Consider the following 7,077-nt stretch of genomic DNA (forward strand, 5'->3'; position numbering starts at 1 on the left):
CGATTCGCCCAGAATGGGCGTGCGTCGAACTGCTGCGAACGGCCTAGAAGGACGCAAGCCTTTCCGTCGCCGTCTCAACCGCTTGTCTCAGGCCCGGGCGACCTATTCGGAATTATCCTGCTGCGCGCCTCCGCCTGGCTGCCGTCGTGCGGCTAAGGCCGCCAATGCCTTGAGTGCTGCGAGTCGAAGATTCTCGGGGGTCGGCTTCTTTTCCCAACGATCGAACTTTTCGATGTCGTCGGCCAGCCGCTCCAAGTCCGGACGCAAGCGCTCAAGAACGAAGTCAAGAGGCACCCAACGCTCCAAATCTGCCACGTCAAACTGTGAGATGACCTCGCCTGTGGCCCCGACGGCGATCGGAACGTTGGCGGCAACGAACTCCAGAGCGTCCCATCTCCCCTCTAAGATCTGAGCGCGAACCCACCCGGTCGCGGCCTCGGGGTCCACATGCCACCACATCCACAGGAAGTGCATCGGCCGGTTCCCGAGGGCAGTTAGAGGTTCGTCGGTATATGGATCCATCGCGACAAGCACTCTCTGCGCCACGAATGCCGAAGCTCGCTCCCGCCAATGTATTGCAGGTTCGTGTCCGTCGCGCAAGATTGACGCACATACGGTCACGGCGAGAAGAATGCCGCCATCTGTGTCGCACATTTCCGACAACATTTGGAGCCCGCGCTCATCGTCCACCTGTGAGAAGATTCGCTCGACGAACTTTTCCGCCTCACTTCGGCCTCGATAGTCAAATAAACCCTGGTCTGTTGGCATGTGATGGTAGGCAGCCCCGACCCATCGGACGGCATGCAATACAGAGTCATCAGCGATCCTGAGTTGCGATTCCAGTTTGCGCAGAACGCGACCTGGCTCCTTCGCTAGAGTATCGCGTACTGCATCGATATTCGATGACGGCGTCTCGTTATCTGCGGCCGCGAATGCCTCGGCGACTACTGCGTCTGGAAGATCCTCTCGTGGCACCTCAAGAGCGAAGTATCGATCGAAATAGTCCTCATGCCCAACGCCGCGGCGTCGTGCCACCATGTCATAGTCACCGCGCGGCAGGGACGAGCCAGAGAGCTTCGCATCTAGCGCGGGGAACAAGACTCGAAGCAACCTCAGGAGGCCCTCGACGTTGTCAGCACGGACATGTGCCTTCTTCAATGCATCCCGCCACTGTTCGAGCAGCTCTGCGAAGTCCCGCTGTTTTGAAAATAGACCGGCAGGAGTTCGCAGCAGGTCCCCCCGGAGCCTCGGAAGGGCGCGATAAAGCGACGGCTCATGCGTCCTGATGTAGTTGATGAGGAAAAGGTCGACGAGATCAGCTTCTCCCTCCGCGGCGAGTCCGGCCGCGACCTCTGCCTGCGCGAATAGGCGCTTGATTGACCGCGGCGTCCGGAGCGTGTGGATGAGAGTGTCCCAGTACGCCTTACCGAGTCGCTCAGCGGCCGTCTCATCGATAGTCACACTCGGAGCACGCGTTAAGAGACCATTGAAGAAGTAATCGTTGAACAATTCGGAAACCTGGTGATCCCGGAGGGGTGGCATGTCCAAGCGCACTTGAATGACCTTCTCGAGATAATCTAGGGCCCGTCCTCGCTCATCGCCCACGAGCTCAGTTCGGGACAAGGTCTCAAGCAGCGTTTCTTCGTCGTAGGCGAGCAAGTAGTAAACGTGAGGAAGGCGACCCACCAATCGCACAAGTCTTAGCGTTTGAAGCAATTCACTAGGAGCCAGTCGATCCAAGTCGTCGAAAATAATTAGGATGGGACGTTGGAGCGCCTTCAATTCTCCTGTCAAGATGGCCTGCGCCTTTGCTGCGTTAGGCCCCTCGGCCAAGCGACGACCGAACGACTCCAAGATGCTGGATGAGTCAACCCCCACCAGGCTAGTCAGTTTTCCAAGAGGGCTGATCGCCTGGCCAAACCTGCCTACAGATTCACGTGCCCGCTTCCACCGCCGATCGCGTGGCATCACATCCTGAAGCGTCTTCAAGAACCCCAAGAGCAAGGACTCTTCGTCCGAAAAGAGCCAAGGGTTGAATGTGGCAGTGAGCCATCTACCCTCCATGGTCTCCACGCGCGAAGCGACTGAACGCAAAGTCGACGTCTTACCAGCGCCCCAGGCGCCAATCAACGCAAGAACGCTGGAGCTGTCTTCAGATCGCAAGCTTTCGAGGACCTCGGCGATTCGCTGCGCCAGCGATGCATGGCCCAGTCGGTCTTGTGCGGGCTGCGAAGGGTCGAGCGGCTCGTCGCTCAGAGTTAGATTCTCAACCATCACATCCCCCTAGTGGCATCGGCGGGGACGACGCTACGTGAGATCGGCGACGGACCGAGCACGCTCGTCGCGTGGCGTCTCATCGAGTCTCCACCGCGCACGATCGGTCGGCGCGAACCAGCCGCGTAGGAACCGCTTTCTTGAGCCATCGTCAAGCTTGTGGCTTCTTCAAGGATGCTGCGGTATCAGACTCGGGGGCCGTTGAGTTCGTCCGCCGCCTGTCGGCCCATCAACGCCAACCACCGGTTTGACCGCCCGAGGACGCGAATCACGCGCGGTTGAGCCAGCGCGCGATGCCTCCGTGCTCGTTTAACAAGCCCCTCGCCGGTCTTAGACATTGCGTCGCATGAACTCGACGGGAGATTCATAGGGAAAGGCGCGCAGCGCCCCGAGACCACGCGCCAGCGGGGTCATCAGTGCCTCAACGACGCGCTGCGGCGAGTCGCTCATCTCGCTTGCCGGTGCATACACGTCGTTCGTGAAGGTCTCTTCGGGATACTTCGCCGCACGCTCGAACGATCTCTCGTCGAGTGCGGCCCCGGACGGAACGCCGAGAAGCGATGTCATATGGACACCCAAGTGCCAGGTGCCGCTGTCGCTTCGCAATCGGGCAACGTGGGCGGTTAGACGGACACACTGGTCGACGTGGATAAGGACGACGCTGAGCGGCACCACCGTGGCTTTGGGACTGTTGCCACCCGTGTAGCGACTGCGGGTGCCAAGTCCTGCCGCGAAGTCGACCCCGCCGGTGTCACGGATGAGCAATCGCTTGGCGTACAGCTCATCGAGTTCGCGGTCCGACACAGACGTCGCCATGATTCCCCGAGGGTGTGTCTCGGTGTAGTTAAGCGAAGTTAAGTCGCCCCCGCCGTACTCGTGGGCAGGGAATCGGGCCTCGACCGCCAGTTCCATCGGCCGCTTATTGTGATCCCACGGAGGCGGTCCCACCGGTGGCGTGAGCGGGACGGCGGTGAAGTAGAGGTGTCCATGGGAGCGATCCCGCGCAGGGACAGGGTCGAAGGTTCCGGCAAGACCGAGCAGGTGCTCGTTCAGCCCATCGTCGCGATTGCGTCGCGTAGCGAAGATGTTGGCGACGTGCGGTTCGGGTAGGACCCGCTTGCCTTCGGAGGACCGCCCCCAATACCGCTCATCGGCTTGATGGGGAGCGATAGGGGAGGGCGGAATTTCAACGATCACGCACCCGCGTGCCGAATCGTCGGGATCCATGACGACACGCACGTCGCAGACCATCGCGGGAGAAACCTTGCCCATGGCGATCCCGACCAGTCGGGTCTTAGCAGATTCGGGGTCGGCGATGCCGACGACCTCTCCTGCCCTCCCAGCGCCGGCGTCGCTAATCCCATAGACCATCACCCCTCCTTCGACGGTGAAGGAGGCCAAGTCGCGTGAGACTTCAGTGTTCTGTCCGGGCGGCGGGAGACCCTTCTTGAGTTCGCAGTAGGAACGTTCGTCGAGCAGGCCCTCACCAACAGCCAGAAGGATGTCCTCCCACGTTTCAAGGCGTACCCGACTGGTTCCGATCTGCACGTAGCTCACGTGCAGGACTCTAGGCAATGCCTCCGACAGGGCGGGCGGGCTCAGGCCCGTCGGACGCGGCACTGCGCCTCGCGGACTTCCAAACGTGGCCGCGGCGACTCCTGCGCGTCTAACCGCCGCCTTCCGGCGTCGCTCAGGAGTCCCAATCTGCCGATGGGCACTTTTGGCGCCGTGACGAGAGGTCGCCTTGGCGCCCCAGGGACACGGTTCCTAACTCGGTGTGACTGACTTTCGGCCACGGATTAGAAGGGCCGCAGCGAGCGCCGATACGGCAAGGGTTCCTAGCGCGCTGACCAATACCCAGCCCACGCTCTTGGTCTCAAGCGCGACCGGCGCAGAGATGGCGACCACTAGCGCAACCACGGCGACGCTCAAGATCGCGTACTGAATCCGTCGGTCACGGCGAGATTCGTTCGCCTGATCGCGCTGGATCTGGAGGAGACGGGATTGCGACTGCACGAGGTCGCGTTGGGCTGTCGCCAGCTGCTCGGTCAGCTGAAGGGACAACTTCTCGCGCTCGACCCGCTCGTCCTCTGCTTGCCACCTTCGGTCCTGGGCCTCTTGGATCGAGGCGTTTAGGGCCTCCGCCGTAACGCGTTGGGAGTCGATCCCACGTTGAAGCTCTTCGAGGGCCGGCATTGAGAACTTCGGGTGCGAGTCGTTCATGGGAGATTAGTGTGCCGTCAACGACCTCGCTGGCGCTGAACGGCTCGGGCCACGTCACCCCAATATCTCTTCGCCACGAAACGCCCGGGTCTGTTCGCGCGGCGACTCCGGCAGTATCGGAAGTGGCAGGACGCGGCGCCACCCTGCGCGGCGAAGCGTGAACCCGAACTGGCCGCGTGGTTGCCCTTTCCGCCGCGAAGACCTTCGGCCGCGCGGGGCCGGTGCCGGCCGACTAAGCGCCTAATCTCGTTCCGTGCCAGGAGTTATGTTTCCGCGTGGTGCCCAATTGCGGCTGCCGCCCGGGTCGATCCGAGTCCGGGTAACGGACGACGGCCAAGTTGAGCTGGACCCGGTATCGCCAGAGCTGCGCGTCGAGCTGTGGTCGCACTGGCTCCACGAAGCCGTGGACGGAGCGATCGCCGCACTAGATGCACAGACGGCGATCGCGGCCGAGGTGGAGTCGCTCAAAGGACCTACGCCGCCACCGGATGAGCAAGCCCTCCAAGACCTGCTGGACGCGGAACTCCGGGCGTCCATGAGAACGATTTCCGCGGCTGCCTTCGCCGTGGACTCGTTCTACGCGTCAGTCCAGGCGCGGTCGCCGGACCACCCTGATCGCGAGAGGTGGCGAACGCCGCGCGCCAACGGACGCCGTACGGCGCGACACTCAATTGTGTTCGAGACGCTGCGCTATCACCTAAAGATCCGGCCGGTCGCCGCGCCCGAGTACAAACGACGCATCTCGGACCTGTTCCGGTTTCGCGGTTGGGCCGTCCACGCCGACGCAGAATTTCGAGAAGCGATTGAGCGTCCGGACCTCGATCGCGGGGTCGACTGGCACTACGTTGCTTTTCGAACCGAGAACGCGATAGCAGTCGTCGGCGGAACGCTCCAGATGCTGAGCGCCCTAGTAGACGTCTTCGATCGAGGGTCGCAAGAGATGCGTGACTGGCAACCGCACGCTCGTGAGGCGTTAGACGCTGTGATCGCTCGCTACGACTTGGATCACAGACTGCCGCGTCTCCAGTGGCGTGGGGACGGTGGTCCAGTGGTTAGTGAGGACTCGTAACCCGGGTTTCGTCATGCGTCACACCGCCGCCTGTCGGGACGCTCGCAACATCCGTTCTGCCGAGATGAGCTTCGGGGGGGAGGCGGCGCGACTTGGCCGGAACGGCGTATCGAGCGGAAGGGAGTAACGCTGCAGCTCCGAGCGGCACCTTTCCTGGTCGGGCCCACCAGTCGCCGCTCGCCTGCGAGGCTGACTACGCCGCTACCCTGCAGTCCGCTGATCATCATCCAGCACATCCCTATCGAAAGGCTCAACTTGAACTCGAACCTTCACGCTCAACGCAACGGCGTGACCAACGCCCTTCACGCCGCTGGACCTTCGAGGCCATGACGGGCAGCCAACCTCGTCTGACGGCGTCGGTGTCCGTGGGGGGCCGAGAGTTCGCGGTCCGCAACATCGGGGCGGGTCCTGCGACCGTGATACTGGTGGCCGGTTACGGCCAGTCGATGTCCCAGGCGTGGTCGTCGGTGCATCAGCGGCTCGGGGAGTCGGTCCGTACCTGCGCCTACGACCGGCTCGGGGTCGGGGACAGCGACCCACCTTCGGGCACCCGGACGTTCGTAGAGCTCGCTGAGGAGCTCGACGGGGTGATCACTGCGTTGGGTGTGGCACGACCGATCGTGCTCGTCGCCCACTCGATGGGCGCCCCCGTCGCGATGACATGGGCGGCGCAGCGACCGGCAGACGTCAGTGCTGTCGTGCTGCTCGACGGCAGTGGGCCCGCCTTCCACGAAGCGATCGGTGTGGCAGTCGCGAATGCACTCGGTGACGGGTCGGAGGATCCCGACGTCATGGCCGTGAAGGCCTTCCTGGACGACTTCGAGGACCCGCAGACGAACATCGAGCGTGTGGACGTGGTGGCTTCGTATGCCGCTCTGGACCCCTTCCCGCGCATCGGAACGGTGCCGCTGGTGGTAATGCACGGTACCGTCACGGAGTTCCCGTCGGTGATGGAGCCCGAGCGTTTGCACGCGGTCTGGCTGGCCGGGCAGCGCGCCTGGGCGTCCATGTCGGAACGGGGCCGGATCGTCGAGGTGGAAGGAGCGGGCCACCAGATCGCGCTCGAACGACCAGACGTCGTTGTGCAAACGGTCCTGTCACTGATCCAGTCTGCCGACGCGGCGGTCTAGCACGCGCTGAGACAGCCAAACACGAGCTGCCCCCTCGAACGCAGCCAGCCCCACGCGACTTCTTCTCGGATGGCAATCCGCACTTCTGGTGGCCACATCAGGGGCATATCGCATGGTTGCCCGGATCAGCCGTGAGGAGGCCTTCATGGGGTGCGTCTTACCGCCGCCTGTCGACCACGCCTATCCCGCGCGTGCGAGCTGACATCCAGCCTTCTAAAGGCGGAAGGGGGCCTCCGGCTGCGTGCGACGGCGCGGTGCAATCGTGCGATCGGTGGCTGACTTTCCTCAGCCCGAAGTCAGTCGCGGTGCAGGCGCACACCGTCGAGCTGCCCGCAGCCGGGGCACAGCGCAAGGCGCAGAATAGCGCCGAGCTCGCGCTGC

The 7,077-nt window shown here is 63.0% G+C and carries 5 protein-coding genes; 2 read left to right on the top strand and 3 right to left on the bottom strand.

What is annotated here, in order from left to right; genetic code table 11:
* Positions 1-102: 102 nt before the first annotated feature.
* The 3 genes from ACFFJG_RS01680 to ACFFJG_RS01690 form a co-directional block, all read right to left on the bottom strand.
* The gene (locus tag ACFFJG_RS01680) at positions 103-2,274 is read right to left on the bottom strand and encodes a KAP family P-loop NTPase fold protein (RefSeq protein ID WP_378516882.1); all 2,172 of its coding nucleotides are present in this window, start codon (positions 2,272-2,274) and stop codon (positions 103-105) included.
* A 330-nt stretch (positions 2,275-2,604) separates the two neighbouring features.
* Complete coding sequence (locus tag ACFFJG_RS01685) at positions 2,605-3,831, bottom strand: AlbA family DNA-binding domain-containing protein (RefSeq protein WP_378516883.1); 1,227 nt, start codon at positions 3,829-3,831, stop codon at positions 2,605-2,607.
* Positions 3,832-4,041: 210 nt separating this feature from the next.
* Positions 4,042-4,497: a hypothetical protein gene (locus ACFFJG_RS01690; RefSeq protein ID WP_378516884.1), complete on the bottom strand. Its 456-nt coding sequence runs from the start codon at positions 4,495-4,497 to the stop codon at positions 4,042-4,044.
* A gap of 403 nt (positions 4,498-4,900) precedes the next feature.
* On the opposite strand from ACFFJG_RS01690, the gene ACFFJG_RS01695 reads away from it, so the two are divergent.
* Positions 4,901-5,566, top strand: coding sequence for a hypothetical protein (locus ACFFJG_RS01695; RefSeq protein ID WP_378516885.1), 666 nt, complete (start codon positions 4,901-4,903; stop codon positions 5,564-5,566).
* Between the two features lie 326 nt (positions 5,567-5,892).
* Positions 5,893-6,696: an alpha/beta fold hydrolase gene (locus tag ACFFJG_RS01700; protein WP_378516886.1), complete on the top strand. Its 804-nt coding sequence runs from the start codon at positions 5,893-5,895 to the stop codon at positions 6,694-6,696.
* The last annotated feature ends 381 nt before the right edge of the window (positions 6,697-7,077 follow it).

The organism is Nocardioides zeicaulis (genome assembly GCF_042432345.1).
GTDB lineage: Bacteria > Actinomycetota > Actinomycetes > Propionibacteriales > Nocardioidaceae > Nocardioides > Nocardioides zeicaulis.